Origin of the sequence: Streptomyces tamarix (assembly GCF_032423885.1) — a bacterium.
Classification (GTDB): domain Bacteria; phylum Actinomycetota; class Actinomycetes; order Streptomycetales; family Streptomycetaceae; genus Streptomyces; species Streptomyces tamarix.
The window spans coordinates 16,533-42,199 of the sequence record NZ_JAWCTQ010000022.1 but is presented as its reverse complement, the minus strand read 5'-3'; the positions used below and the strand labels follow the sequence as shown (position 1 = coordinate 42,199).

The following is a 25,667-nucleotide window of genomic DNA, read 5'->3' as shown; positions in this document are numbered from 1 at the left end:
GGTACCCGACCATCCAACCCGCGGAGGAGCGACGGTGCGTCCTTGAGGGGACGGAGGAGGCTGCCATGGCATTTCGGACCCGTACGACACTTGCACAGGCCCGGCGGTCGCGGTCGGCGCCGCTCGCCTCCGCGCTGGTCCTCGCGCTCACGCTCTCCGCGTGCGCGGCGGGCACCGGCGGGGCGGTCGCGCCCGGGGACGCGCCGCGTACCGGATCGCCCGCGCCGGCGGACCCGGCCACCACCGCCGCCCCGCCGCCGACGTCCGGCGCCGCGTCCCCCGGCCGCACCACACCGCCCGAGCCGGCGACCCCGCCCCCGGACACGGCCCGGCCCGCCACCTCGTCCGCGACGGGCAAGCAGGTACGGGTCGCCGTCTACTTCCTGCACGGCGGACGGGTGTCGCCCGCCTCCCGCTCCGTGACCGCCCCCGCCACCGCGGCCGGCGCCCTGCGCGCCCTGCTGTCGGGACCGAACGGCTTCGAACGCCGGCACGACCGGACGACGGCGATCCCGGCGGGGACGGAACTGAGGTCCCTCGCCGTACGCGACGGCGTCGCCACCGTCGACCTGACCGGCCGGTACGACGACGGGGGCGACACCCCGGCGCTGCGCACCCGGCTCGCCCAGGTCGTCTTCACGGCCACGCGCTTCCCCGCGGTGAAGTCGGTGCGGTTCGCGCTCGACGGCAAGCCGGTCAGCCGCTTCGGCGGCGAGGGCGTCGACCTCACCCGCCCGGTCGGCCGGGCCGACTTCGAGGACCTCACCCCTGCCGTGCTCGTGGAGTCGCCGATGATCGGCGACACCGTCCGCAGCCCGGTCAGGGTGTGGGGGACCGCGAACACCTTCGAGGCGGGCTTCGGCCTGCGGCTCACCGACGCGGCCGGCCGCACCGCGGCGAAGGTGCACGGCATGGCCTCCTCGGGCAACGGCACGCGCGGGACCTTCGACCTGACGGTCCGGTTCCAGGCCACGCGCGAGGGCGCCGGGACCCTGACCGCCTCCTGGGACTCCCCGGAGGACGGTCGCCTCGTGGACTCCGCCACCGTCCCGGTGACCCTGCGGCGCTGACGGCCCGGGCCGCGCGCACGGCCGGGACGGCCGGGGACCCATGGCCGTACCCGTCCACACCGGCGCGGCCCCGCGGCGACTCGTCGCCGCGGGGCCGCGCCGCCGGTCGTCTCTCCGGCCGTCTACCCGCCCGTGGATCAGGCGACGGCGCAGGGGGCGCCGTTGAGGGTGAAGGCGGTGGGTACGGCGGGGGTGCCGGTGTGGGTGGCCTGGTAACCGATGCTCACACCGACGCCGGGGGCGATGCGGCCGTTGTACGCGGCGTTGGTGGCCGTCACCGCGCCGGAACGGGAGCTGTAGGTGGCGTTCCACCCGTTGGTGAGGGTCTGGCCCGAGGGCAGGGTGAAGCCCAGCGACCAGCCGTCGACCGGTGCGGTACCGGTGTTGGTGATCGTGAGGGAGGCGGTCAGGCCGCTGTTCCAGCTGTTCGTCGTCACCGCCACCTTGCAGGCGGTCGGGACGGGGTCCGGGCCCGGGCCGGGTCCGGCGCCGTCGAGGGCCGCGGTCAGCGCGGGGTACCAGCGGCTCTCCAGCTTCCGTATCCCGGTCGTGTCGTTGGGGTGCACCCCGTCGGTGGTGTCGGTGGCGGTGCTGAAGCCCGTCCACTGGTCTACCACGGTGATCGGCGACCGCTCGGTGCTGTGCGCGTCGGCCCACCCGGGAATGGCGTTGTTGAGGGCGACCACGCCCTGGGCGCAGTCGCCGCAGCCGGCCGGGTCCATGGGCGGGATCTGCGCGACGACGAGCTTCACGTCCGGGTTCTGGGCGCGCATCTGGCCCAGCAGCGTCGTGTAGGCGCCGAGGATGGTGGACGGCGGGAGGTGGCTCCACACGTCGTTGGTGCCGAGCATCATCAGGACGATGTCCGGGTCGGTGGCGGAGAGCCAGCCGGGAAGCTGGTTGTTGTTGGCGATGCCGGTGGCCAGGAAGCCGCCGTGCCCCTCGTTGTCGATGTCGAACTCGCCCTCGCACCAGGGGTTCCGCTGGGTGCCGACGAAGTCCACGCCGGTGTACCCGGTGGACTGCAGGTGCTGCCAGAGCAGGGCGCGCCAGCAACCGTTGTTACCGGTGATGGAGTCCCCCAGCAGCATGACCCGGGTGGGGGCGGCCGGGGCGGCCGCGGCGGGCTGGGCGGTGAGACCCGTGGCGAGGGCCGCCAGACAGGTGAGGAACAGGGCCAGGAGCCGGCCGAATCGCTGCGGTCGGCCGAGGGGTGAGGCGGGCATGGACGCTCCTCGGGGATGAGGGGGCGGTGGATGGACACGGGCAGGGCGCCGGGAGCGCCGTGGCGCGGAGGCGGACCGGCCGCCGGGCGGGCGGCACGGTTCGGCGGGACGGGGGACCGGGTGAAGGGGCTCGGTTCCTGGTCGTGATGCCGCCCGTCCTCTCTGCCGGCCGGCCCGATCGACGGTCCGGCGAACGCGCGTACGCACGCATGTACGCGGAGGCTTCCGCGCCACCGCGTGGGAGCGCTCCCAAGATCCCAACTAGGGACTATCGGGCGCGGCGCCGCGCCCGTCAATCCCCACGACGCATGTCCGTGCGCTTCCGGCCGGATTCCACGGCGCCGCACCCGGCCCGGGCCGCGTGGCGCGTCAGGCCCACGGTCGGCGGTCCGGAGGCGACCGAGACGGCCAACGGTGATCGCGACGAACGGCACCCCCTGCGCCACCCCCGTGGGTGCGGGTCCTGTTCCGGCAGCCGAGGGGGTCATTCGGCCCGGGTGGCCTCGGCGTGGTCGGTGACAAAGCGTCTGGACACGTCGTGGCCGGTGCGTCCGGCGCGGCGCGGTGCCCAGCCCTGTGCGGCAGCCTGCTCACCGCGGGCGCCGGATTCGTCGCCGCAGCCGGCGGTGACACAGAACGTCTCGTGGGTGACACCCCCTTCGGGGGCATGGCGGATGGTGGGGGTGGCGTGCCGGTAGACGGCGCGGGGGCTCATTGGTGGCCCTCCGGGTGGCGTCGCATGTAGACGTTGCAGTCACTGACGGTGGTCATGTCGCCGACCGCGCGGGCCCGATCGCGCACGTCGGCAAGCTCGGCGCAACCCGCGCAGCCGTCGACGGGTGCCGGCTCCGGGGCCAGGCACAAGGGGAGTTCGACCGGCGGGGTCGAGTACCTGGTCGGCTCCGTCATTGCACATCGCCACCTTTCGAACGTCACATGGCCGACCTCTTGACAGGTCGGTGCTCTAGTTCAGTATTCGAGTGGCCGAAGCGCTCCCGCTACGGTTCGTAGTGCACTAGTGTGCTTTCGGTGACAACACGTCAACTCAACGGAGGGGCGCGCCTCATGCCCAGTCCCAAGACGTTCACGAAGATCGCGGACCACTTCCGGGAACGCATCCTGTCGGGAGAGCTCGAACCGGGCGCCAAGCTGCCGACGAACCGGGAGATCGCCGGGCAGTGGCAGGCCGCAGCCGCCACGGTCTCCCGGGCCTTGCAGGCCCTTCAGGTGGAGAACTTCATCCGCACCACCCCACGCGGCACCTACGTCGCCGACGACCCGCGATGGACGCTGTCGGCACGGGATCGGCTGGCCCGGGTCCAGCGGGTGAAGTCGTTCCTGGCCGAAGGCGAGACGAGCAGGGTGACGGCCGCCGAACTGATCGTCCCGCCGCTCTACGTGGCGGAGATCTTCGACCTGGAGACCGGTGACCAGGTGGTGCGGCGCGAGTGGTTGGCGGGCCGGGGCAAGACCCGGACCGTGTTCGCGGTCACCTGGTACCCGGCCCCGTTCGCCGCCCTCGTACCGGACCTGCTGAACATCGCCCCGGGGCGCAACCACGGACTGTCCGCCCGGGTCCTGGAAGCCACCGGGCGCACGATCACCCACGCCCGCGACGACATGCACGCCCGCCCCGCCGACGCCCGAGAGGCGAGCGCACTCGGCCTGCCGGTCGGCTCCCCGATCCTGGCCGGCGCCCACCGGTGGTCGGACGTGGAAGGAATCATCGAGTACGGGGAGTGGTGCCTGCCGCCCCGGTTCACCATCGGCTACGAGTACCAGTCCTGACCAGCCGGCGTGACGCGTCCCCGAGAGCCGGCCTGCGGCCTTCGGGGACACCATCGTTCACGCGCCACCTCGGTCCGCGTCACGGTCTTCGAGGCGTTGGTACTCCAGCCGTAGATCGTGGTCTTCAGGTCTGATTCGCGGCTTGTCGGTGGTAATGGCTGGCTCGGGCTTGGTGGCGGCGTCGCCAGGCGGACCAGCGGAGCCGGTGGACCGCGTCGCGTATGGGCCGTACGAATGCTGTGAACAGTCGCTGGATCTCGTTGCAGGTGAGCGGGATCAGCCCGTCCGGGGCGGGATGGCGGGCGTGTTCATCGGCGCGGACGACGGCGAGGAAGGCGTGATCGAGCATGGCCAGAGTGACCCAGCGGCACCACCACCATTCGGCGTTCCCTCCAACACACCCGCATCAACGGCCTTGCACCACTGCCCACCAGAACCCGATCCTCCGAACGCCGCATCACCCTCCCCGCCGAGTGCATTCACTCCCTCAAGGAGTATAGGAAGCAGCAGGAAAGGGAGCGGGAAGCGAACGTAATGAACTGGAAGGGTTGCGGTTTGGTCTTCACCACGCCGACTGGCGGGTCTCTCGACCCGGCCAACCTCACCCGCCGCTTCCATGACCTCCGCAACCGGGCCGATCTCCGACGCATCCGCTTCCACGACCTCCGACACTCGACCGCCGTCTTGCTCCTGGAACAAGGCCTGGACCTTGCCGTCATTAAGGAACTGCTTGGCCACGCCCACATCGGCGTGACCGTCGGTATCTACGCCCGTGTCCGGCTCCGACTCCAGCGTGGTGCCTCAATGCCCTGGGCCACGCCCTCGACGGCTAGGAAGGCGATCCTGACGGCCCACCCGCCACGGTCGCCGTCCAATGAAATTGCCGTCAAACCCCTCGGGGCCCTGCCGAAAATCGGCAGGGCCCCGAGTCGTCTCATCACTCCAGGGGAAATTCTATTGGGCTCTGGAATTCCACGTAGATGCAGCAGATGCTTCTGAAATCAAGAAACCGGAACGTCGAATTCTCGGGTCCAATTGCACAGGATTATGTCCCCTGGAGATCGTGTCAGGCGACTTTCTGCAAGGCGATCACCTTAAGGATCCTGAAGGTCCCGAGTTGATTTCACCCCGAAGCAGGCGACAACCGAACTGAGTTCCAGGTTCAGGAAGAGCTGGAAATAGTATCCGCTCCGATTTCGATCGTCGATGAAGCCTATTGTGAGCTTGGCGCCATCATACTTGCGAAGGGAATCGAGCGCTTCAGTGAGTCCAAGTGAAGGCTGGCCAGAACGTCGGGTTCTACGTTCGCGCCTCTCGTAGATAGAGATAAGATGTCTAGTTGCGACACCTTCGGGCCAGACTTCGTAATCGACGCCCGCACCGAGGGCAGCTCGTGAAAGAAGCCACACTTCACCGCCCCCGGCAAGGAGTTGTGAAAGGTGACTTCTTTCCACGGAACTCTCCAATTAATCTATGGACTCACTTGGTCTCGGATGAGTACCCAGTAGCGGACTATCCACCACCGCCCGGCCTGGACCATGGTCCTCTGTCGATACTGATCTCTGCGCCTTCAATCATCCCGCGCAGCGCATGTTCCGACTCCTCATACACTTCATATTCGGTCCCATGGATTCGGACATCTCTCCCGGCCGGGATGCTGGCGTGAGGAATTCGCATCACGATCCCTCCCGGGCCAAGCTCCTCGGCTGCGTCGAGAGCGACGTCCTCGTAGTCGTGAGTCCATGAAGTGAATTCACTGTCAGTGTTGCCACCTGCATGCCGACCCGGGTCAGAGTGACCACCGCGCGGTATAGCCCGTCCTGCCAGGGCATCCTCATACTTCGGATGCCCATTCGGAACGCCGCGATAAAGGTAGCCGTCCCCTTCACCGCAGTTGTGGACCAGGACCGGCGCCGCCCCCGCCAGCACATAGTACGTGTGGGAGTCGGAGACGGTCAGGTTGTGGACGGTGGCGCTCCGCGTCGTCCAGCGCTGGACCGCGGTGATCTGGACGTGGGTTCCGGCGCTGGTGCGGAGCCACTGGCCGGAGCGCAGGTCGGTGGCGTCGACCCACTCGCCGAGTTCGGGTATCCAGAAGGGGTGGCCTTCGGTCGCGGTGACCTGGGCCGTCTTCGTGCCGGCCCCGCGGTCGGTGTCGACGGTGACCTTGACCAGGTGCTTGAGGCCCTGCCCCTTGATGGCGGCGGTGACCGTCTCGACGCGGGTCTTCCCGGTCTTCGGGTCGGTGGCCAGGACCTTGTCGCCCGGCTTGACCTTCTCGATCGGCTTGGTGGAGCCGTCGGCCATCAGCACCTTCGTGCCGGGGGTGAAGCTGTTGTTGATCGGGCAGGAGCCGCCGCCTTCACCGGCCTTGCCCGCGCCGCCGCCTCCGCTGGATCCGCCGCTGCCGCGGGAGGACCCTCCGGAGTTGCCGCCGGGCTTGCTCGAACTCGCCTTGCCGCCGCCTCCGCCCTTGCCGGCGCCCACCGCGGAGGACACCTTCGGCGCCGCCTTGGCCTGGGCCTGCTTGTGGACGGGGTTGCCGGTCTTCTTGGTCTGGTTGACCGCCTTGTCGCTGGTTCTCTTCGCCTGTTCTGCGGCTTTCTTCTTGGCCCGTTGCGCGGCCTCCTTCTTGGCCTTCTCGATGGCGGCCTTCTTGGCTCTGAGGGCCGCCGCCTCGGCGGCCTTCGCGGCCTTGAGGACGATCTCGGCGGCCTTCTTCGCGGCCTTGAACGCCTTGATGGCCTCGATCGTGCGGCTGACGGCCTTCAGCACCGACGGGATCTTGCCGAGCTTGGTCCACGGGATCGCGTCGATGATGATGCTGCCGCAGGACCACATGTCGCCGCCGAAGCAGGCCATCGCGTCGCCGAGGCCGATGAAGTCGCTCAGGACGCTCCAGGCCGCGCCGAGGATCACCGAGGTCAGGGACTTGCCCATGGTGGCCTGCGCCTGGGCGACCTGCGCCGCGGACAGGCCCGCGCCCCGCAGGGCGGCGGCCCGCTCGGAGTCGGTCAGGGTGATCGCCAGGCCCGTCGGGTCGGCGTGGGTGACCGGGTTGTTGTGGGCGTACGCGTACCCGTTGGACTGCAGCGGGTCGTTCAGGTCGAGCACCGGGTCGGCGGAGAGGAAGCGTCCGACCACCGGGTCGTAGAGGCGGGCGCCGAGCGGCGTGTAGCCGGAGGCGTCGTCGCGGGTGGCGCCGAGGAACCCGGTGTGGGCCTTCATGTTGGCGCCGAGCGAGCCGGTGCCGCGCTGGTTGCCGAACGGGTCCTGCTTGCGGATCCGGACCGGCATCGTGCCGCTGAGCGAGACCTCCGCGTAGGTGGAGCCCTGGTGGTCACCGGTGAGGGCGACCAGGTACTCCGCCCCCGCCCCGTGGGCGTAGCGCAGGACCGCGCCGCCGGGGACGGCGTAGGTGCGCTGGCTGTTGAGCAGCGCACCGCCCTGCTGGACGGTCACCTCGGCCTCGCTCAGGTGCAGCGTGGCCTGCTTGCCCTTGATCGTCAGCAGTCGACTGCCGTCGGGGCCGTAGACGTGACGGGTGTCGTTCTGCGGCGCCCACAGTTGCGCGGCGGACGTGGCGGAGCACGCGGCCAGCACGACCGGGGTGGAGTCCGCCGAGGCGGCGTCCTTCACCGCCAGGCACAGGGTGGAGGCGGTGTGGACGAGCTGCCCGGCCGTGGTGCGCTTCAGCCGCTGGGCGTCCGAGCCGTCGCACGTGCGGATCTGCACCGCCGACCCGGCCGTGTTGGCGGCCGGCTGGACGCACCAGTCGTCGTAGATGGACAGGGCGCCGACGTTCGAGTCGGCCTGTCCCGCTTCGGGGCTGAACCTCCAGCTCTGCGCCACGGAGGTGTTGCAGGAGTGGAGCTGGACCGGCTGGGCCGGTGCCGCGAGGCCGGACTTGAGGTCGAGGCACTTGTCGGCGAGGCCCACGTACGGGGTCCTGCCGTTGGCGCCCTGGCCGGTGATCCGGTCGACCTGGCCGTCCCAGGTCCACGTCAGCGACTGCTTGTCGCCGTTCTGGGTCGAGGTGATCGACTTGGTCTCGCCGGAGAGCTCGTACAGACGCTCCGCCTCGGCCGTGACCTCCGCCCCCTGCGGGGTGGTGTACTTCTTCGTCACCTTCGTCAGGGTGCGCGGCTGGGAACCGTCCGCCTTGCCGTAGGCGTAGGTGGTGGTGGTGTCCTTGGCCGTGTTGCCGGTGAGGTCCTTCTCGACCAGGCTCTTGCGGTTGCCGAGCAGGTCGTACGCGTACTCCTGCCAGTAGCCGGAGCCGTCCTCACCCGCGGCGACGTTCAGGGTGCCGTCGGTGTTCTTCGGGGAGGCGCAGCCCCCCTCCGCCTTGGCGGTCCAGGCGGTCTCGAGCTGGCCCAGCGGGTCGTAGGCGAAGCACTGCCGCTCCTCGATCCCGACCGCCTGCTCGTGGATCGAGGTGATGTTGCCGGCCGGGTCGTAGGCGTAGCCCCGGTTCGACACGAGGTTGTCGCTGACGACGGTGTTGTCGGCGGCCGTGCCGCCCTTCTCCCGGTAGACGAGCTGGTTCAGCAGCGCGCCGCTGGACTCGTCGTACGAGTTCTGCGTCCACACGCGGTAGGGGTGGGCGCCCAGGGTGGAGCGCATGAGCTGGCCGTAGGAGGAGTAGACGATCTCCGAGCCGTACCAGTCCTTGCCGGAGACCGACCGGGGCAGGCCCTCCTCGTTGTAGCGGAAGACCAGCTTCTCGGAGGCGAGTGCGCCGGCCTTCGGCAGGACGGCCTCCTTCAGCAGGCCGGTGTCGGTGTACGCGTAGGTGTACGTGTACTGCTTCGGCAGCCCCCAGGTGCCGGCGAGCGCGTCCGGCAGGGTCAGCGTGGTCGACGTCGGCTGGTAGTCCTTGGTGTAGCCGTTGACCTCCTGGACGTACGGCAGGCCGTCCGTCCACCGGGTGATGGTGGCGGGCAGGCCCTTGCCGCCGGGGACCGTGTCGTAGGCGAAGGCGGCCAGGACCTTGCCGTTGGCGTCGTCCTCCCGCTGTTGCTTGGGCCGCGACAGCACGTCGTAGGCGTTCCACACCGTCACGCCGCGGGCGTTGGTGACGGTCAGCGGACGGTCGCGGTGGTCGTAGACGGTCCTCGTCGTGCCCGAGTCCGGGTCGGTGGCCGTCTCCATCCGGCCCCGGTGGTCGTACGTCCACGTCCACGGGCGCGTCGGGTCGGCCGAGGAGACGGCCTTGTCGAGCCGGCCGCGGGGGTCGTAGTGGTAGCTCATCGACGTGAAGCCGCCGGGAGCCTTCGGGTTGAACGTGTCCACCCGCGAGGTCCGGCCCAGGGCGTCGGTGTAGACCCGGTAGGAGGAGGCCCCCTGCGGGTTGGTCACCTTCGACCAGTCGGCGCCGTACTCGTAGCGGGTCGCCCGGTCGGTGGCCGGGACGCCCTTGAGGACGGGCGTCTCCTCCAGGACGCGGCCCATGCCGTCGTACGTGTACCGGGTGGCGTTGGGCATGGCGGTGTTCGGCAGCGCCGTGAACAGCTCGCCGGGCTTGACGTCGAAGGTGAGGTAGGCGTTGTTGGTCTGCCTGATCTCGCCCAGGCCGTCGTAGAGGGTGTCGGTGATCAGGTGGCCGCCGCCGGTCGCCTCCTCCTGTGTCTGCCGTTCCCGGCCGAGCCCGTCGTAGAAGGTGACGGACGTTTCGACGCGGTTCTTGTGGCCGCGCGCGTAGGTGGTGACGTAGGGGGGCTTGCGCGGCTGGTCGGCCGCGACCTTCGGGATGGTGTAGACGGCCCTGAAGTCCGGCACCGCCGACGCGGACGGGGTGCGGCCGGGGGCCCACCCCTCGACGAGGCGGCCCAGCGGGTCGAACCTCGCCTCGCTGACGTGGTTGTTGGCGTCGGTCGTCCTCACCGCAACCGAACGGCCCGGGTCCAGTTCCTGCTTCTGGCTGTGGCCGAGCGCGTTGGTCTCGGTGACCTCGAAGACCTGGCCCTGGGGCGGGTCGAAGGTGATCGTGGAGGGCTGCTGGTCGGGGTCCGTCCTCCGGACGACCCGGCCGATCGCGTCGAACGCGACGGTGCCGTCGGACTGGAAGCCGGTGCCGTCGCCCTTCAGCGACCACGTCTGGGTCGCCAGGCCGCGCGTGCCGGCGCCGAGCTCGGTCTGGGCCGCGTTGTACGCCGTCTGGCCGTCGTAGCCCGTCCGGGTGGCGGAGGCGAGCGTCGCGAGGTCGGAGAAGTCCGCGTTCGCGCACGTGGTCGGGGAGACGAGGACCTGCTTGGACAGGCCGATGAGGTTCTTGCCGGTGTGGTGCAGGTATGCGAGCTTGGTGCAGGACTCGTCGCCGCTCCTGCCGGTGTCGCCGAGCGACTCCACCAGGGTCGGCAGGCCGTGCGTCGGCTCGTACGTCGTCTTCGTGCGGACCACCCGCTCGGTGCTGGGATCGGCGGTGTTGGTCCCGGAGGACTTGGTGTACGCGATCTCCTCGGGCTCGGTGACGCGCCAGGCCCGCAGGGGGGCCAGGCCGTCGCCGCGGTCGCGGCTGGCGAGTTCGGTGGCGGCGGGGACGGTGACGCTGCGGGAGAGCCAGTCGGTGTCCGCGGCGGCGGCGCTGGTGTAGGTGAGCTCCTCGGCGATGCGGCCGGCGAAGGGCTCGCGATCCTTGGCGATCTCCGCGCCGGTGATGTCCTTGACGGACACGGTGTCGCCCATGCCGCGGAAGTACCGGGTGACGGACTTGGACTTCTTGCCCGCCTCCACGCCCTCCTGGGGGCCGGTGACGACGGTGGTCTGCTCGAAGCCCGCGAACTGCGAGTACGTGCGCGTCGCCTTCTTGGAGAACTCCTGGTCGGCGAGTTTCCAGCCGGCGTTCTTGTACGCGTAGGACGTCAGCGTGGGGAAGGCGCCGTCGACGTTCGGGAGCTCTTCGATGCTGTCCACGACGTACTTGTGGAACCAGTCGATCTCTTCGTCGGCGCGTTCCGGATCGGGGTGCCAGTACATCGGGTAGCACAGGCGGGTGTTGGCCTTGAGGGCCGCCGCCTGGTCCTTGGTGGGCAGGCCCGCGCCGGTCGCGCACTCGCCGGTGGCCGGCTTGTAGGTGACGACGGTCTCGCCGCCGTACTCGTTGATGACACGGGCGACGCGCAGACGCGAGAAGCCCGGGCGATGGGGGTTGAAGCCCTTGACGCGGTTGGGCATGTCCTCGGCGTTGGACTCGAAGCGCACCGGGTTGAGGGTGACCTTCGCGTCCGACGCGCCGTTGCGGCCGTATCCCGTGCGGGTGATCGCCTCCAGCCACAGGGCCGTGTTGGGGCCGGTCTTCAGCGTGGGGAAGTTCTGCGTGAGCTGGTACTCGTCCACCAACTGGTGCGCGGTCACGCCCCGGAGCCGCTGCGCGGTGGTGCTGATCTTGTCCAGGCGCTTGCGGGACCAGAACGTGGGACCGGCGTTCCAGCACATCTTGCCCGAATGGCAGCGCAGGTCGGCCGGGGTGTCGTACCAGATGCGGTACTTGCCGGGGTCCTTGGAGGTGAAGTTCGTCTCCGAGCAGGCGACGCCGCCCTCCTGGTAGCAGCGTTCGGCCACGGTGAAGTTGACGCGGGCCGGAGCGGCGGCGGAGAAGAGGCTGCCGTTGGCGTCCTTGCGCTGGCCGTAGTCGATGTGCGACAGGTAGCCGCCGCGGTGGTACTCGACCGGGGCCTTGAAGTTCAGGTTGCGCGCGTAGTAGTTCTCCTCGCGCTGCCACCACAGCGACATGGCGTTGCCGTGGACGTCCTCGACGTAGTCGAGGCTCCAGCGCCAGCCCTGGGTGCAGGACGAACCGGCCCAGTCACCGGCCTTGTAGCAGTCCTCCGCGGGGTGGTTGCCGTACACCGGCACGGTGAGCACGGACTGCGTCTGCGGGTCGTCGTCGGCGGTGGTGGTGGTGCCCTGGTCGGACCAGCCGGGCAGCTTGTTCTTGCCGAAGTGGTACTTGGTGCCGTCCTTGGTGGTGACGATCCAGTACTCGCCGTTGCGGGCACCGTTGTCGGTGTTCTCACCGATGACCCGCTCCACCTTGGAGCCGTCGCCGTTGGCGGTGAACCACTTCCCCTCCGTCGCGTCCCACACCAGCTCGGTGGTCGTGCCGCCCAGGGAGAGCGTGGCGTTGTTCGACCCCCAGCACAGGTCAGGCGTGCGATGGGTGGCGTTGTTCGACCCGGCCTTCTTGGAGTCCTGGCGGCAGTTGACGTACGTCCGGGTGATCGAGGCTTCGCCGTACCCATCCGGTCCGATGCCGTGGCCGTCACGCCCACCGCGCCCACCGCGGCCGGGGCGACGGGCGCGGCCGGTCCGCCCCGCGGTGTCAGCCGCCGTGGGCCGCGCGCACCGCCGTGCCGCCCGGCTCCGCGTCCGCCAGGTTGCCCGGGAGGCGCAGGCCCTGGCGCAGGGGGACGAGTTCGGACTGGAGCACCATCGTCGCGGCGCCGATCGCCGGGGCGGTGGCCGCCGAGGTGGACAGGCGCACCTCCACCGGGTGGGTGGCGCGGGAGAAGAAGGCGCGGTCCATCTCCTCCTGGACCACCGGCAGGTACGTCGAGCCGGCGATGGCCAGGCTCGGGCCGGTGAGGACCAGGAGCTCCAGGTCCATGACGTTGGCCAGGGTGCGGGCGGCCACCGCGAGGTGGCGGGCCGAGTCCTCCAGGAGGGCGCGGGCCGCGGGCTCGCCGTCGCGCGCCGCCCGGGCGACCGCCGCGAACTCCGCGGCCACGGAGGGCCGCGGGGGCTTGTTCCCCTTGCCGCTGGTCAGGCCGGCCGCCCTGGCGAGCCTCCTGTCGGCGCGCGCGGCGGCGACGACCGCGGCGGGACCGGCGAGGATCTCCGTGCAGCCCCGGGCGCCGCACCAGCACTCGGGGCCGTTGACGTCGAGGCAGACGTGGCCGATCTCCCCGGCGTTGCCGCTGGCGCCGCGGTAGGTGAGGCCGTTGATGAGGAGGCCGGCGCCGATGCCGGTGCCCATGTACAGGGCGGCGAAGGTGGCGGTGCCGCCGACGACGCCGGACCAGTGCTCGCCGAGGGCCGCGGCCGTGGCGTCGTTGTCGAGGAGGACGGGCAGGCCGGTGGCCTCCTCCAGGGCGCGGTCGAGGGGGAAGTCCTCCCAGGAGCGCATCGCGGGCGGGGTGAGCCGCATCCCGGCGGCCGGGGCGAGCGGGCCGGGGGAGACCAGGCCGAGGCCGGTGATCCGGGACCGGTCGACGCCGATGCCCTCGATCAGGGCCTCGACCTCGCGGGCCATCCGCCCGACGACGACGGGCGGGTCCTCCTCGCCCGCTCCGGCCCGCGACATCCGGGCGACCACGGAACCGCCGAGGTTGGTGAGGACGTAGGTGATCCCCGACAGGTCCAGGTGGACCCCGACCGCGTAGCGCGAGTCCTGGTTGAGCTGGAGCAGGACCCGGGGCTTCCCGCCGGTGGACTCCGCGCGCCCGGTCTCCAGGACGAGCCCGTCGTCGATGAGCCGGCGGACGACCGTGGAGATGGTCGCGCCGGTGAAGCCGGTGGCCCGCGCGAGGCCGACCCGGCTGATCGTGCCCGCCGCGCGGATCACGTCGAGGACGGCCGACCTGCTGCTCGCGTGAGGTGTGGTCTGAGCCGGTCCACTCACTGGTTCCTCCGCCCGCGCCTCGTGCGCGCCGTCCACGACGTCCAGGTCGAACAGCGGCGGGTCACGCCACTTCCGCCAGCTTAGTTCACGCGCCTTACGAAGTCCCCGGGCCCGCACGGCTCCGCGGCCGGGACACGGCGGGAGCGGGGTCCCGCAACCCGTGACGGGGTATTGACTTTCTTTATTCGGCGTCTTAACAATCTCGCCACCAGTTCGACGCCCCAACGGGCGGCGCTCCCAAGCACGTTCGGCGTGCCGGCCGGTGACGAGAGGACCAAGGGATGTTCCTGCAGACCAAGCACCGGCGCGCGCGTACGGCGGCGGTCGCGGCGGCGGCCGCCGCCGCGCTGCTGGCCGGCTGCTCCGGACCGGGCGAGAGCTCCTCCGGGAACGACGCGCTGGTCGTCTTCACCGGCCAGTCCGGTGACTACCAGCGCAACTACAACCCGTACTCACCGACCCTGATCGACGGCCCCGGAACCATCTTCGAGGGGCTGTTCTTCTACAACCTCACCCGGCGCGCGGAGCCCGAGCCGCTGCTGGGCACCGCGTACCGGTGGAACGAGGAGGGCACGGAGCTCTCGGTCACCCTGCGCGACGACGTGAAGTGGACCGACGGGGAGAAGTTCACGGCCGACGACGTGGTGTTCACGCTCGACATGATCACCAAGTACCCGACCATGAACGGAACCGGCTACAAGGGCAAGGCCACGGCCGTCGACGACACCCACGTCAAGATCTCCTTCGACAAGCCGGCCTTCATGGAGGGACCGCAGATCCTCGGCAAGATCTGGATCGTGCCGGAGCACATCTGGGGCAAGATCAAGGACCCTTCGAAGGACCGGATCGAGAACCCGGTGGGCACGGGCCCGTACATGGTCGACGATTTCAAGGCCCAGGCGTTCACCCTCAAGGCCAACCCCGGCTACTGGGGCGGCGAGCCGAAGGTGAAGAAGGTCCGCTACCTCTCCCTCTCCGGCAACCAGGCCGGTGCGGACGCGCTCGCCGCAGGGAAGATCGACTGGCAGACCGGCCCGGTCCCGGACCTGGCGAACGTCGAGAAGAACTACCCGGGCTACCGGGCCGTCACCGTGCCGATGAACCAGACCGCTCTCTTCACCTGCTCCAACAGCGCGCTCGGCTGCAAGGGCCCACAGACGGACCCGGCCGTCCGCAAGGCCATCTACCACGCCCTGGACCGCGGGCAGATCAATTCGCTCGCCTTCCAGAACACCTCCTCGGAGATCTCCCCCGGATTCGCGCTCCCCGGCCGCGACGACAAGATCATCTCCAGTGGGCTGAAGGACAGGACCGCGCCGATGGAGCCCGACGTCGCCACGGCGGCCCGGCTCCTCCAGGGCGCCGGCTGGACCAAGGGGTCCGACGGGATCTACGCCAAGGACGGCAGGAAGCTGGAGCTCACCGTCAAGGTCGTCTCCGGCTGGACCGACTACATCACCGCGGTCGACACGATGGCCCAGCAGCTCAAGAAGGCCGGGATCAAGCTCACCGCCCAGCAGCTCTCCTGGAACGAGTGGTCCGACGCCCGGGGCCAGGGCGAGTACGAGCTGATCATCGACGCCCTGACGCCCGGACCCGCGCCCGACCCGTACTACCTCTACTACTACTTCTTCTCCGGCGCGACGACCGCGCCCGTGGGCGAGGCCGCGAACCCCAACTTCTCCCGGTTCAAGGACGCGGCCGTGGACGGGGCCCTGGAGAAGCTGAAGTCGATCGCCCCGGACGACACCGCGGCCCGGCAGGAGCAGTACGACGTCATCCAGACCCGGCTGGAGGAGGTCATGCCGTACATCCCCGTCCTGACCGGCGGCACGACCAGCGAGTACCACGCCGACAAGTTCACCGGCTGGCCGACGCAGGAGGACCTGTACGCCTTCCCGGCCATCTGGAGCCGCCCCGACCACGCGCAGGTCTTCAAGAAGCTGAAGCCCGCCGCGTGAGCGCCGGCCCGGTCGAGAGGTCTGTGCACGGCTGAGCCCGAGCGGCTGAGCGGACGAGGAGGAGCCACGGCGATGGGCGGCGACAGGCGATGAGGTACTACTTCCGGAAGCTGGCGTTCTACGCGGTCGCCCTGTGGGCGGCGCTGACGCTGAACTTCTTCATTCCGAGGATGATGCCGGGCAACCCGGTCGACACCCTCATGGCGCGGCTCCAGCAGCGCGGCGGCTCCGTGGACCCGTCGGTCCGCAGGTCCTACGAGCTCCTCCTCGGCACGGACAGCCGGGAACCCCTGTGGGACCAGTACCTGTCCTACCTGGGCAATCTCCTGAGGGGCGAACTGGGGGTCTCGGTGAGTGCCTTCCCCGCCCCCGTCTCGGAGGTGATCGGGGACTCCCTCCCCTGGACGATCGTCCTGGTGGGGATCGCGACCCTGCTCTCCTTCGTGCTCGGCACCGTGCTCGGCACGGTCGTGGGCTGGCGGCGCGGCACCTGGCTCGACTCCCTGGTGCCGGCCACGACCGTGCTGGCCGCGGTCCCCTACTTCTGGCTGGCGCTGATCCTGGTCGCGGTCTTCGCCTCGGCACTCAAGTGGTTCCCGCTGCTGGGCGGCTACGACGTCGTCCTGGACCCGGGCTGGAACTGGGAGTTCATCCAGTCGGCCGGGTACCACGGGACCTTGCCGGCGCTGACCATCGTCCTCTCCTCGATGGGCGGCTGGCTGCTCGGGATGCGCAACATGATGGTCTCGACCGTCTCCGAGGACTACGTCCTCACCGCCCGGGCCAAGGGGCTGCGGGAGAGGCGGATCATGGTCGCCTACGCCGCCCGCAACGCGGTCCTGCCCTCCGTCGCCGGCTTCGCGATCTCACTGGGCTTCGTCGTCGCCGGTTCGATCATCACCGAGCAGGTCTTCTCCTACCCGGGCATCGGCGGAAAGCTGCTCCAGGCCGTGCAGAACAACGACTTCGCCCTGATGCAGGGGATCTTCCTGGTGATCACGGTGGCCGTACTGGGCGCCAACCTCGTCGTCGACCTGCTCTACGGCCTCATCGACCCCCGCACCCGAGCCGGTGTCTGAGAGACAGGGAGCCCGCACCGTGACGAATCCCGGCCCGGCCACCACCGAGGCGGCCGAACCCCTCGCCGCCACCGCCCCGGCCGCGCCCGGCGCGCCGCCCGGCACTCCCGCGGGCAGCGGCTGGCGCTCGCTCCTGCCCCGCTGGTCGCCCAAGCTCGGCATCGGCCTCGGCCTGGTCGCGGCCATCACCCTCTTCGGCGTCCTCGGCCCCTTCTTCGTGGGCGACCCCGACCAGGTGCGCAACATGGGGATGACCGCGCCGAGCGGCGAGTTCCTCCTCGGCACCACCCAGACCGGCCAGGACGTCCTCGCCCAACTCGCCCACGCCACCCGGGGCTCGCTCCGGATCGGCCTGCTGGTGGGCGTCATGGCCACCCTGCTGTCGGCCCTCTTCGGCATCGTCGGCGGCTACGCCGGCGGCGTGGTGGACGAGGTCTTCTCGCTCGTCTCCAACGTCATGCTGGTCATCCCCGGTCTGCCGCTGGTGATCGTCATCGCCGGGTTCGTCCCGGCCGCCGAGCGCGGCTGGTGGACCATCGCCGTGGTGCTCGCCGTCACCGGCTGGGCCGCGTCCTCGCGGGTGCTGCGCGCCCAGACGCTGAGCCTGCGCAACCGCGACTACGTGGCGGCGGCGCGGGTGGCCGGGGAGAAGCCCTGGCGGGTGGTGTCCGTGGAGATCCTCCCCAACCTGCTGCCGCTGCTGGCCTCGCAGTTCGTCTTCGCGGTGATCCTGGCGATCCTCAGCGAGGCCGGCCTGTCCTTCCTGGGGCTGGGCGCCTCCAACTCCTCCACGCTCGGCACGATGCTGTACTACGCGCAGAACGGCTTCGCGCTGCAACGGGAGGCGTGGTGGTGGTTCGTCCCGCCGGGCGTGGTCATCGCGCTGTTCGGCTGCGGACTCTCCCTGATCAACTTCTCCATCGACGAGATCATCAACCCCAGGCTGCGCGACCTCCCCGAGGCCGCCCGGCGGGGCCGCCGCAGGCACGCGCCGGCCGTGACCGCGCCGGCCGAGGCCGGGGCAGCCGCGACCGGGGCAGCCGTGACCGGATCGGCCGCGACCGGGGCAGCCGCGACCGAGGCAGCCGTGACCGGATCGACCGTGACCGGGGCAGCCGTGACCGCACCGGCCGTGACCGCGCCGGCCTCTCCGGCGGAGGGACCGGGGAGCGTGTCCGGCCACCCCGACCCCGTACTCACCGTCGAGCGGCTGAACGTCGTCTACGGGGGCGAAACGCCGGTGCACGCCGTCAAGGACGTCTCCTTCGTCCTCGGCCGCGGCGAGATCCTCGGCCTGGCCGGTGAATCCGGCTGCGGCAAGACCACCCTCGCGTACGCGATCAACCGGCTGCACCGGCCGCCCGCCGAGGTGGCGTCGGGCTCGGTGACGTTCCACGACCGCGACGGCACCGACGTCGACGTGCTGGGCCTGGAGAGCGAGGAGCTGCGGCGCTTCCGGTGGGCGAAGCTGTCGATGGTCTTCCAGGGCGCGATGAACGCGCTCAACCCGGTGATCTCCGTCCACGCCCAGCTCGACGACGTCCTCACCACCCACCGCCCCGGGATGACCAGGGCCGAGCGGCGCGAGCGGTGCGCCGAGGTGCTGCGGCTGGTCGGCGTGGACCCCCGGCGGCTCGACTCGTACCCGCACGAGCTGTCCGGCGGGATGCGGCAACGCGTCATGATCGCCATGGCGCTGCTGCTCGACCCGCAGGTGATGATCATGGACGAGCCGACGACCGCGCTCGACGTGGTCGTGCAGCGCGGCATCCTCAGGGAGATCCTGCGCTTCCGGGACGAGCTGGGCTTCGCCGTCGTCTTCATCACCCACGACCTGCCGCTGCTCCTGGAACTGAGCGACCGCATCGCCGTCATGCGCGGGGGCGAGGTCGTCGAGTACGCGGACGCGGAGGAGCTCCACCGCAATCCGCGGCACCCCTACACCCGCCAACTGCTCGACTCCTTCCCGAGCCTGACCGGCGAGCGCGGCTCGTTCGTCCGCACCGGGGAGGCGAGCGCGCGGACGCGGGAGGACGACGCCCCGGCCGACGGCGCGCCGCCGGCGCCCCGGGACCAGCACACCGACGAGAGGGCCGCCCGATGACCACGCTTCACGTACGCGACCTGGTCAAGGACTTCTCCGTCCGGACCGGGCTGCGCCGCTCCAGGCTGCGCGCGGTGGACGACGTCTCCTTCTCCCTGGCGCCCGGGCGGACGGTCGCGCTGGTCGGGGAGTCCGGTTCGGGCAAGTCGACCGTCGCCCGCATGATCGCCCGGCTGGAGCGGCCCACCGGCGGCCGGATCACCGCCACCGCCGCCGACGGCACCGAGATCCCCGACCGCCGCTACCGCGACCACGTCCAGATGGTCTTCCAGGACCCCTTCGCCTCGCTCAACCCCTTCCACACCGTCGAGCACCACATCGCCCGTCCGCTGAAGCTGCACGGCGTGACCGGGACCGCGGCCGAGACCCGGGAACGGGTCGAGCAACTGCTGGAGCGGGTCAACCTGCACCCGGCGGCCGACATCGCGCAGCGCCGCCCGCACGAGCTCTCCGGCGGCCAGCGGCAGCGCGTCGCCATCGCCCGGGCGCTCGCCCCCGGCGCCCGGGTCGTCGTCGCCGACGAACCGGTGTCCATGCTGGACGTCTCCATCCGGCTGGGCGTGCTGAACCTCCTCGCCCGGCTCCAGCGCGAGGACGACCTCGCCGTCCTCTACATCACCCACGACCTGGCCACCGCCCGGCACTTCTCCGACGAGATCCTGGTGATGTACCGGGGCCGCGTCGTGGAACGGGGCGCGGCCGACGAGGTCATCCTCCACCCGCGGCACCCCTACACCCGGCTGCTCGCCTCCGCCGCCCCCAACCCCGACGTGTCCGCGGGCCGCACGGAGCTGCTCTCCGGCACCCGCGCGGTCGAGCCCACCGGACCGGGGGCGGCCCCGCCGGCCGACTCCGGCTGCACGTTCCGCGACCGCTGCCCCCAGGCCATGGACGTCTGCTCCCGGCCGGTGCGGGACCACGCCGTCGCCCCCGGCCACTTCGCCAAGTGCTGGCTGTACGCGGACGGAACGGACCGCGTCGACCCGGCCCGGTAGCGGCGCCGCCCCGCCCCTCCGCCCGGCTGTTCCACCGTGCGGAGTGGACCGGCCGGACCGACCGGGGACGGGCGGCCACCGGCCGGGGCGCCCCGCCCCTCCGCCCGTCCCCGGCCGGCACGGGACGCTACGGCAGACGCGTCGCCCTGATCAGCACCAGCCGCTCCGGGTAGAGCACGGGCGCCTGGAGGCCCGCGGCGGCCAGGACCCGGCCGGGCAGCACCACCCCCTTCGGGGTCCACCAGGGCAGCTCCGCCCCCCAGTGGTGCGCGTTGCCGTCCGGTACGTCTCCCGGGGGCTGCGGGCGGACCCGGTAGGCGGCGTCCGGGTCCAGGCCGGGCAGTACGACCGGGCCGGGCGGATAGAGCGCGGAGGTGGCGGTCGCGACGAGCGCGTAGAGCGCGTCGGAGCCGTCCTCGGCGACGACGCCGTGCACCTGGTAGGCGGGGTCGGGGTGGTCGGCGTGGACGGCGGTGCCGGTGTGGAGGAGGCCGCGCAGCTCCTTGTAGAGCGCGATCCACTCGCCGAGCCGGGTCAGCTCCCCGGGGTCGGCCGAGGTGAGGTCCCACTCCACCCCGAAGTGGCCGAAGAGGGCGGTGCCCGCGCGGAAGTCGAGGACGTGGCGGCGGCCGGTGGTGTGCGCGGTGCCGGAACCGACGTGGGTGCCCATGAGTTCCAGGGGGATCAGGGCGTTGGTCCACCGCTGGATCTGCTGCCGTTCCAGGGCGTCGATGCAGTCCGAGACCCACACCCGGTCGGTGTGCTCCAGGATGCCGAGGTCGACCCGGCCGCCACCGGAGGAGCAGGACTCGATCTCGACGGACGGGTGGCGCCGGCGCAGCTCGGCGAGGAGGCGGTAGGCCGCGAGGGTCTGGCCGTGGACGCCGGCGCCGCCGGTGGGACGGTGTCCGGCCTCGACGAGGTCCCGGTTGTGGTCCCACTTCAGATAGGCGATCGGGTAGTCGCTCAGCAGCGTGTCCAGGCGCTCCAGGAGGTACGCGTACGCCTCCGGGCGCGCCAGGTCCAGCACTTGCTGGGAGCGCGCGGCCCCGGGCAGCCGGTTCCCGGCGGCCATGATCCAGTCGGGGTGGGCGCGGGCGAGGTCGGAGTCCTCGTTGATCATCTCGGGTTCGACCCAGAGGCCGAACTCCATGCCGAGGGCGGTGACGTGGTCGGTGAGGGGGGTCAGCCCCTCGGGCCAGACCTCGTCGGAGACGTACCAGTCGCCCAGGGCGCGCCGGTCGTCGCGGCGGGAGCCGAACCAGCCGTCGTCGAGTACGAACCGCTCGGCGCCGACCGCGGCGGCGGCGTCGGCCAGGGCGCGCAACCGGTCCAGGTCGTGGTCGAAGTAGACGGCCTCCCACGTGTTGACGACCACCGGGCGGGGGGTGGAGGGGTGGTGCGGCCGGGCGCGCAGTTCGCGGTGGAAGCGCGCGGAGAGCTCGTCGAGGCCCCGGGCGCCGTAGGAGCCGTAGCACCAGGGCGTGGAGTAGGTCTCGTCCGGGCCGAGCAGGACCTCGCCGGAGAGCAGCAGTTCGCCCGCGCCGAGCAGGGAGACGCTGTGGAAGGTGCGTTCGGCGAAGGTGCGGTGGTTGCCCGACCACGCGGTGTGCACGCCCCAGACCTCGCCGGAGCGGTTGCCGAAGCCGCCGGTGCCGGCGACGAGGAGGTAGGCGGAGTCGTAGCCGGTCCGGCCGGTGCGGTTCTCCCGCATCCGCAGCCCCTGGGCGAAAGCGGTGCGCTGGGGGCTGCGTTCGCGCAGGTGGTGGCCGGTGAAGTCGAGCAGTTCGGTCGCGGTGGCGGGAACGGGCAGCGTGAGGCTCACGGCGTCGACGGCGAAGGGGACGGCCCCGCGGTTGGTGACGGCGGCGCGCTGGCGCACCAGGCCGGCGGCGGTGAGTTCCACGGTCAGCTCCAGTTCGAGCTCCGCGTCCGCGTCGGCCGCGCGGACGACCACGCGGCCGCCGTCGCCGTCCCGCCCGCCCGCCACCAGGGACGCGTCGCGCACCCGGAAGGCCGTCGAGAAGTCCCGGCCGGCCCGGTTGCCGGACAGGCCGGGGGTGCCGAGCCAGCCCGCGGACTGCTCGGGCAGGACGGAGACCTCCACGGGGCCGTCCACGGAGAAGCCGATGGGCTGTGGCCGCCGGGCCAGCCGGAGGGCCTCCAGCGCGGCGGCGTCGAGCGGCCCGAGGTCCGCGCCCCAGTGCGGCACGCGCGGCAGGGTGTCACCGGTGAGGTCCAGTACCAGGCTCACACCCGCGGCACGCAGGTGTACGAGACCCGGATCGAGCGGGGCGGAAGGCGCTGCCACGGTGATCAACATCCTTATGTCGGTCCCCAGGGGGAGACGCTCATGACTGGTTGACTTACTTTGTTCAGCGACGTAAGAATCACCGAGTGAGCCGGTCCGCACAAGGAGGAGTGACCGGTCGCCCTCCTCGTCCCCCCTCCGCCGGGCCGTCACCGCGCGCGGGCGCGGAGCGGATCGGCCTCGTCTCCGCCGGCCCCGGTACCGTGACCACCATCGAGCCGGACGTGCCGCCCCGCGCGGTCGCGTACCGCGAACCCACCGGTGAGCCGCTCGCGCCGGCAGACCCGGAGAAGGAGGTGCCCGTGACCGGACGGGACGGCACCCGCGCCCCGCGCCCCTTCCCGGAGGGCCCCGGCACGCCCGCCGGTCCCGGAGGGGCGGCGGGCTCCGGCGCGGTCGGACTGGTCCTCGCCCGCCCCGCCCGACTGCTCGGCGTCGAACCGTTCTTCATGGAGTTCATCACCGGGATCGAGGAACGGCTGGCCGAGCGCGGCATGTCCGTGCTGCTGCACATCGTCGGAACGCACGACGCGGAGACCGAGGCGTACCGGCGCTGGGCGGCGCGGCGGCTGGTGGACGCCGTGGTGGTCGTCAACCTCACCGGTGGCGACCGGCGCCCGCGCGTCCTGCGCGAGCTGGGGTTGCCGTTCCTGCTCGCCGGCACCTGGGAGGAGGACCCGGCGGCGCCCGCCGTCCGCACGGACGACGCCGGCCCCGTACGCGACGCCCTGGGGCACCTGCTCGGACTCGGCCACCGTCGCGTCGCGCGGGTCAGCGGCCCCTCCGAACTGCTGCACACGCGCGCCCGCACGGCGGCGCTCCTCCAGGGCTGCCGCGAGGCGGGCGTGCCCGAGCCGGTGACGGTCGAGGGCGACTACTCCCACGAGGCCGGCGAACGGCTCACCGTCGGGCTGCTGCAAGGCCCCGAGCCGCCGACCGCCATCCTCTACGACAACGACGTGATGGCGGTGGCCGGTCTGGGCGCGGCCAGGGACCTCGGCGTCGACGTGCCTGGGAGGCTGTCGCTCGTCGCCTGGGACGACTCCACGCTGTGCCGACTGGCGTCCCCCGCGCTCACCACCATGAGCGTGGACGTGCACCGGTACGGGTTCTCCGTCGCCGAGTCCGTGCTCGAACTGATCGACGGCCGGCCCGTCCGGGAGCGCTGGTCGCCCACGGCCCGTTGCGTGCCGCGCGGATCCACCGCCCGCCGCGCGGAGACCTGACCGGGCCCCGGGCGCCCCGCCCGGGGACGGGGGCACCACCGTTATTCCGTTGCCGGCCCGCACCGCCCTTCGGTCGAATGTCCCCATGACTGCTCATGGCGATCGATCCGACCACGCGGAGCTGAACCGGCGTTACTGGGACGACAGGGCGGCCGCCTGGCACGGGCCGCTCGCCCGCGACCAGTGGGCGCTGCCGGAACCGCGCTGGGGACTGTGGGCCACTCCGGAGTCACAGGTCCGCGTGCTCCCCGACGGCCTGGCGGGGACGCGCGCGATCGAGCTGGGCTGCGGCACCGCCTACGTCTCCGCGTGGCTCGCCCGGGCGGGCGCCCACCCGGTCGGGATCGACTTCTCGGAGAAGCAGCTCGCCACCGCGCGCGCCATGCAGGCGGAGTTCGGCCTGGACTTCCCCCTCGTCCTCGGCAGTGCGGAGCAGGTGCCCTGCGAGGACGGCGCGTTCGACCTGGCGATCAGCGAGTACGGGGCCTCCCTGTGGTGCGACCCCCACCGGTGGATCCCGGAGGCCGCCCGGCTCCTCGCGCCCGGCGGCCGGCTCGTGTTCATGCGGTACTCCCCCCTGTTCGCCCTGTGCGTACCGCCGGGAGGACGGGCGTCCGCGACCCTGCTCCGCGGGCAGTTCGGCATGGGCCGACTGGACTGGGGGGAGCGCACGGAGTTCGTCCTGCCGCACGGCGAGATGATCCGGCTGCTCCGGTCCCACGGCTTCGTCGTCGAGGACCTGATCGAGGTCCAGGCCCCCCGGCCCGCGCACCGGGACTACGCGGAGGTGTCGGCCGCCTGGGCCCACGCGTGGCCCAGCGAGGAGATCTGGAAGGCACGACTGGCCGGGTGAGCCCCTCCGGCGGCGCCGCCCCGGGAGGGGGCGGTTCGGGCGGGGCCCGGAGCGGCGGGCGGGCGGCCTTATGCGACGGTCCCCGCCCCCGGGGGACGCACCATGAAGACGTCGACCGGGTCCTGTGCCTCCACGACGAACCCGTGGCGCTCGTAGAGCCGGCGGGCGGGACTGCCCTGTAGGACGTTCAACCCCACGGCCAGGCCCCGCGCGTCGGCCCCCTCCAGCACCGCGCGCAGGACGGCGGAGCCGAGCCCCCGGCCCTGGTGGTGCGGAGCGAGGTAGAAGTGCTCCAGCCACTGCCTGCCCCCGGCGGGCCGGACCGTCACGCACCCCGCGAGTTCGCGGCCGACCACGACGACCGACGTGTGCCGCGGGGAGAAGGAGTCCCGCAGCCGCTGCCGCACCCGGTGCTCGTCGTACCGCCCGAGGCGTTCCAGGTCCGCGCGCATGACCGTGGCCCGCAGCTCCGCGATCACCTCGACGTCCGCCTCCGTCGCGGAACGCAGCGCCCAGGCCGCGCCGTGCGCCGACGCGTCCGCCCGCGTCCCGTTCCCCACCACTTCGCCGTCCACGACCGGAGTATTCCAGCCCGCCCGTCACCGTCGACTGCCGCCCGCCGCCCGTCCCCTGCCGTCCGCCGGTCAGGCCGGTGGGTCCCAGGCCGTCGTGAGCCCCTCCAGCCACGCGGGCGGCAGTTCGGCGGCGTCCCACTCCTCCCGCAGCGCCACCGGCGCCGTGGCGAGGCGTTCCAGTACGGCGACGCTGGTGGGGGAGTGGACGAGGGAGTAGCGGCCGTGGATCGCGATGGTGCTGCCGGGCCCGTACCGCGCGTACAGCCGCTCCAGGCGTGCGCGGTGGGCCGAGACGAACTCCGCCAGCGATCCCGGGTATCCGGCCCGCCGCCGGGGGTCCATGGTGCCGAGGACGGCGGTGAGCACCTGGTCGGAGACCTCCGGATCGAGGTCGGAGGCGGTGGTGAACGAGAGGTAGAGGGGGGTGACCGCCGCCTTCGCCCGTTCCACCTCCATCCTCCTGACGGGAGGGCGGGCGTCCGGGGTGGGGGACGACGGACCGGAGGCGACGGCGCTCCGCAGCGCCCGTTCGGCGAGGTCGCCGAGTTCGTCGGCGGCGGCCCGGGCGCCGTCGAGCCAGCCGGACGCGTAGAGCTCGCCCTTCCCGCCCGGAGCGCTCCGCCCGGCCCCGCCGATCTCCCGGTGCGCGAGGGCGAGGGCACCGGCCTCGACGAGGCCGATCAACTCCTCCGCCTCGCCGGGGGAGACCCCCGCCCGGCCGAGGAGCTGGAGGAGTGTCGTCTTCGTGTTGAGGACGCTGACCGCGTCCAGTCGCTGCCGTCCTTCTCCGGCGGCGTCCATGGGGCCCTCCTCATCGCATGGGCGGCGTGGTGCGCGTGCGCGAAACGCTTCGCTCC

The 25,667-nt window shown here is 71.7% G+C and carries 15 protein-coding genes and 3 pseudogenes; 9 read left to right on the top strand and 9 right to left on the bottom strand.

Annotation, left to right across the window (positions count from 1 at the left end; genetic code table 11):
• Nucleotides 1-65: 65 nt before the first annotated feature.
• Nucleotides 66-1,070: a Gmad2 immunoglobulin-like domain-containing protein gene (locus RND61_RS18465; RefSeq protein ID WP_315879087.1), complete on the top strand. Its 1,005-nt coding sequence runs from the start codon at nucleotides 66-68 to the stop codon at nucleotides 1,068-1,070.
• Nucleotides 1,071-1,207: 137 nt separating this feature from the next.
• On the opposite strand, the gene RND61_RS18460 is transcribed toward RND61_RS18465, so the two are convergent.
• The 3 genes from RND61_RS18460 to RND61_RS18450 all read right to left on the bottom strand — a co-directional run bounded on the left by RND61_RS18460 (nucleotide 1,208) and on the right by RND61_RS18450 (nucleotide 3,205).
• The gene (locus RND61_RS18460; RefSeq protein ID WP_315879086.1) at nucleotides 1,208-2,296 is read right to left on the bottom strand and encodes a cellulose binding domain-containing protein; all 1,089 of its coding nucleotides are present in this window, start codon (nucleotides 2,294-2,296) and stop codon (nucleotides 1,208-1,210) included.
• A 484-nt stretch (nucleotides 2,297-2,780) separates the two neighbouring features.
• Nucleotides 2,781-3,011: a DUF7848 domain-containing protein gene (locus RND61_RS18455; RefSeq protein WP_315879085.1), complete on the bottom strand. Its 231-nt coding sequence runs from the start codon at nucleotides 3,009-3,011 to the stop codon at nucleotides 2,781-2,783.
• Nucleotides 3,008-3,205 carry a hypothetical protein gene (locus RND61_RS18450; RefSeq protein ID WP_315879084.1) on the bottom strand — a complete coding sequence of 66 codons (198 nt, stop codon included), beginning with the start codon at nucleotides 3,203-3,205 and terminating at the stop codon, nucleotides 3,008-3,010. Before RND61_RS18450 ends, RND61_RS18455 begins: the two co-directional genes overlap by 4 nt.
• Nucleotides 3,206-3,361: 156 nt before the next feature.
• Between RND61_RS18450 and RND61_RS18445 the strand changes: the two genes are divergently transcribed.
• The gene (locus tag RND61_RS18445) at nucleotides 3,362-4,084 is read left to right on the top strand and encodes a GntR family transcriptional regulator (RefSeq protein WP_315879083.1); all 723 of its coding nucleotides are present in this window, start codon (nucleotides 3,362-3,364) and stop codon (nucleotides 4,082-4,084) included.
• A 124-nt stretch (nucleotides 4,085-4,208) separates the two neighbouring features.
• Here RND61_RS18445 and RND61_RS18440 read toward each other — a convergent pair.
• Nucleotides 4,209-4,457 (bottom strand): annotated as a pseudogene (locus tag RND61_RS18440) (IS701 family transposase); the annotation flags it as partial.
• Here RND61_RS18440 and RND61_RS18435 point away from each other — a divergent pair.
• Nucleotides 4,448-5,083, top strand: a pseudogene (locus RND61_RS18435) (tyrosine-type recombinase/integrase); the annotation flags it as partial. The pseudogenes RND61_RS18440 and RND61_RS18435 sit on opposite strands and share 10 nt — an antisense overlap.
• A 513-nt stretch (nucleotides 5,084-5,596) precedes the next feature.
• On the opposite strand, the pseudogene RND61_RS18430 reads toward RND61_RS18435, so the two are convergent.
• Nucleotides 5,597-12,322 (bottom strand): annotated as a pseudogene (locus RND61_RS18430) (ricin-type beta-trefoil lectin domain protein); the annotation flags it as partial.
• An 85-nt stretch (nucleotides 12,323-12,407) separates the two neighbouring features.
• The gene (locus RND61_RS18425) at nucleotides 12,408-13,706 is read right to left on the bottom strand and encodes an ROK family transcriptional regulator (RefSeq protein WP_315879082.1); all 1,299 of its coding nucleotides are present in this window, start codon (nucleotides 13,704-13,706) and stop codon (nucleotides 12,408-12,410) included.
• A 281-nt stretch (nucleotides 13,707-13,987) separates the two neighbouring features.
• Here RND61_RS18425 and RND61_RS18420 point away from each other — a divergent pair, with 281 nt between their 5' ends.
• From RND61_RS18420 to RND61_RS18405, 4 genes are all read left to right on the top strand, one after another.
• Nucleotides 13,988-15,667 carry an ABC transporter substrate-binding protein gene (locus RND61_RS18420; RefSeq protein WP_315879081.1) on the top strand — a complete coding sequence of 560 codons (1,680 nt, stop codon included), beginning with the start codon at nucleotides 13,988-13,990 and terminating at the stop codon, nucleotides 15,665-15,667.
• An 89-nt stretch (nucleotides 15,668-15,756) separates the two neighbouring features.
• On the top strand, nucleotides 15,757-16,746 hold the full coding sequence (locus RND61_RS18415) for an ABC transporter permease (protein WP_315879080.1): 990 nt from the start codon (nucleotides 15,757-15,759) through the stop codon (nucleotides 16,744-16,746).
• Between the two features lie 19 nt (nucleotides 16,747-16,765).
• On the top strand, nucleotides 16,766-18,850 hold the full coding sequence (locus RND61_RS18410; RefSeq protein WP_391653694.1) for a dipeptide/oligopeptide/nickel ABC transporter permease/ATP-binding protein: 2,085 nt from the start codon (nucleotides 16,766-16,768) through the stop codon (nucleotides 18,848-18,850).
• Nucleotides 18,847-19,845: an ABC transporter ATP-binding protein gene (locus RND61_RS18405; RefSeq protein ID WP_315879137.1), complete on the top strand. Its 999-nt coding sequence runs from the start codon at nucleotides 18,847-18,849 to the stop codon at nucleotides 19,843-19,845. The genes RND61_RS18410 and RND61_RS18405 overlap by 4 nt, the downstream gene beginning before the upstream one ends.
• Before the next feature lie 127 nt (nucleotides 19,846-19,972).
• On the opposite strand, the gene RND61_RS18400 is transcribed toward RND61_RS18405, so the two are convergent.
• Nucleotides 19,973-22,156, bottom strand: a complete 2,184-nt coding sequence (locus tag RND61_RS18400) for an alpha-galactosidase (protein ID WP_315879079.1) — start codon at nucleotides 22,154-22,156, stop codon at nucleotides 19,973-19,975.
• A gap of 110 nt (nucleotides 22,157-22,266) precedes the next feature.
• Between RND61_RS18400 and RND61_RS18395 the strand changes: the two genes are divergently transcribed.
• A complete protein-coding gene (locus RND61_RS18395) occupies nucleotides 22,267-23,382 on the top strand; it encodes a LacI family DNA-binding transcriptional regulator (RefSeq protein WP_315879078.1) in 1,116 nt (371 codons plus the stop codon).
• An 85-nt stretch (nucleotides 23,383-23,467) separates the two neighbouring features.
• Nucleotides 23,468-24,235, top strand: a complete 768-nt coding sequence (locus RND61_RS18390; RefSeq protein ID WP_315879077.1) for a class I SAM-dependent methyltransferase — start codon at nucleotides 23,468-23,470, stop codon at nucleotides 24,233-24,235.
• 68 nt (nucleotides 24,236-24,303) lie between these two features.
• On the opposite strand, the gene RND61_RS18385 is transcribed toward RND61_RS18390, so the two are convergent.
• Both RND61_RS18385 and RND61_RS18380 read right to left on the bottom strand, forming a co-directional pair.
• On the bottom strand, nucleotides 24,304-24,810 hold the full coding sequence (locus RND61_RS18385; RefSeq protein ID WP_315879076.1) for a GNAT family N-acetyltransferase: 507 nt from the start codon (nucleotides 24,808-24,810) through the stop codon (nucleotides 24,304-24,306).
• Nucleotides 24,811-24,879: 69 nt separating this feature from the next.
• On the bottom strand, nucleotides 24,880-25,611 hold the full coding sequence (locus tag RND61_RS18380) for a hypothetical protein (protein ID WP_315879075.1): 732 nt from the start codon (nucleotides 25,609-25,611) through the stop codon (nucleotides 24,880-24,882).
• Nucleotides 25,612-25,667: the final 56 nt, after the last annotated feature.

Coding starts and splice junctions, on each gene's coding strand:
- RND61_RS18460 (WP_315879086.1), bottom strand. CDS start 2,296: ATGCCCGCCTCACCCCTCGGCCGACCGCAGCGATTCGGCCGGCTCCTG.
- RND61_RS18415 (WP_315879080.1), top strand. CDS start 15,757: ATGAGGTACTACTTCCGGAAGCTGGCGTTCTACGCGGTCGCCCTGTGG.
- RND61_RS18420 (WP_315879081.1), top strand. CDS start 13,988: ATGTTCCTGCAGACCAAGCACCGGCGCGCGCGTACGGCGGCGGTCGCG.
- RND61_RS18445 (WP_315879083.1), top strand. CDS start 3,362: ATGCCCAGTCCCAAGACGTTCACGAAGATCGCGGACCACTTCCGGGAA.
- RND61_RS18380 (WP_315879075.1), bottom strand. CDS start 25,611: ATGGACGCCGCCGGAGAAGGACGGCAGCGACTGGACGCGGTCAGCGTC.
- RND61_RS18450 (WP_315879084.1), bottom strand. CDS start 3,205: ATGACGGAGCCGACCAGGTACTCGACCCCGCCGGTCGAACTCCCCTTG.
- RND61_RS18390 (WP_315879077.1), top strand. CDS start 23,468: ATGACTGCTCATGGCGATCGATCCGACCACGCGGAGCTGAACCGGCGT.
- RND61_RS18405 (WP_315879137.1), top strand. CDS start 18,847: ATGACCACGCTTCACGTACGCGACCTGGTCAAGGACTTCTCCGTCCGG.
- RND61_RS18455 (WP_315879085.1), bottom strand. CDS start 3,011: ATGAGCCCCCGCGCCGTCTACCGGCACGCCACCCCCACCATCCGCCAT.
- RND61_RS18465 (WP_315879087.1), top strand. CDS start 66: ATGGCATTTCGGACCCGTACGACACTTGCACAGGCCCGGCGGTCGCGG.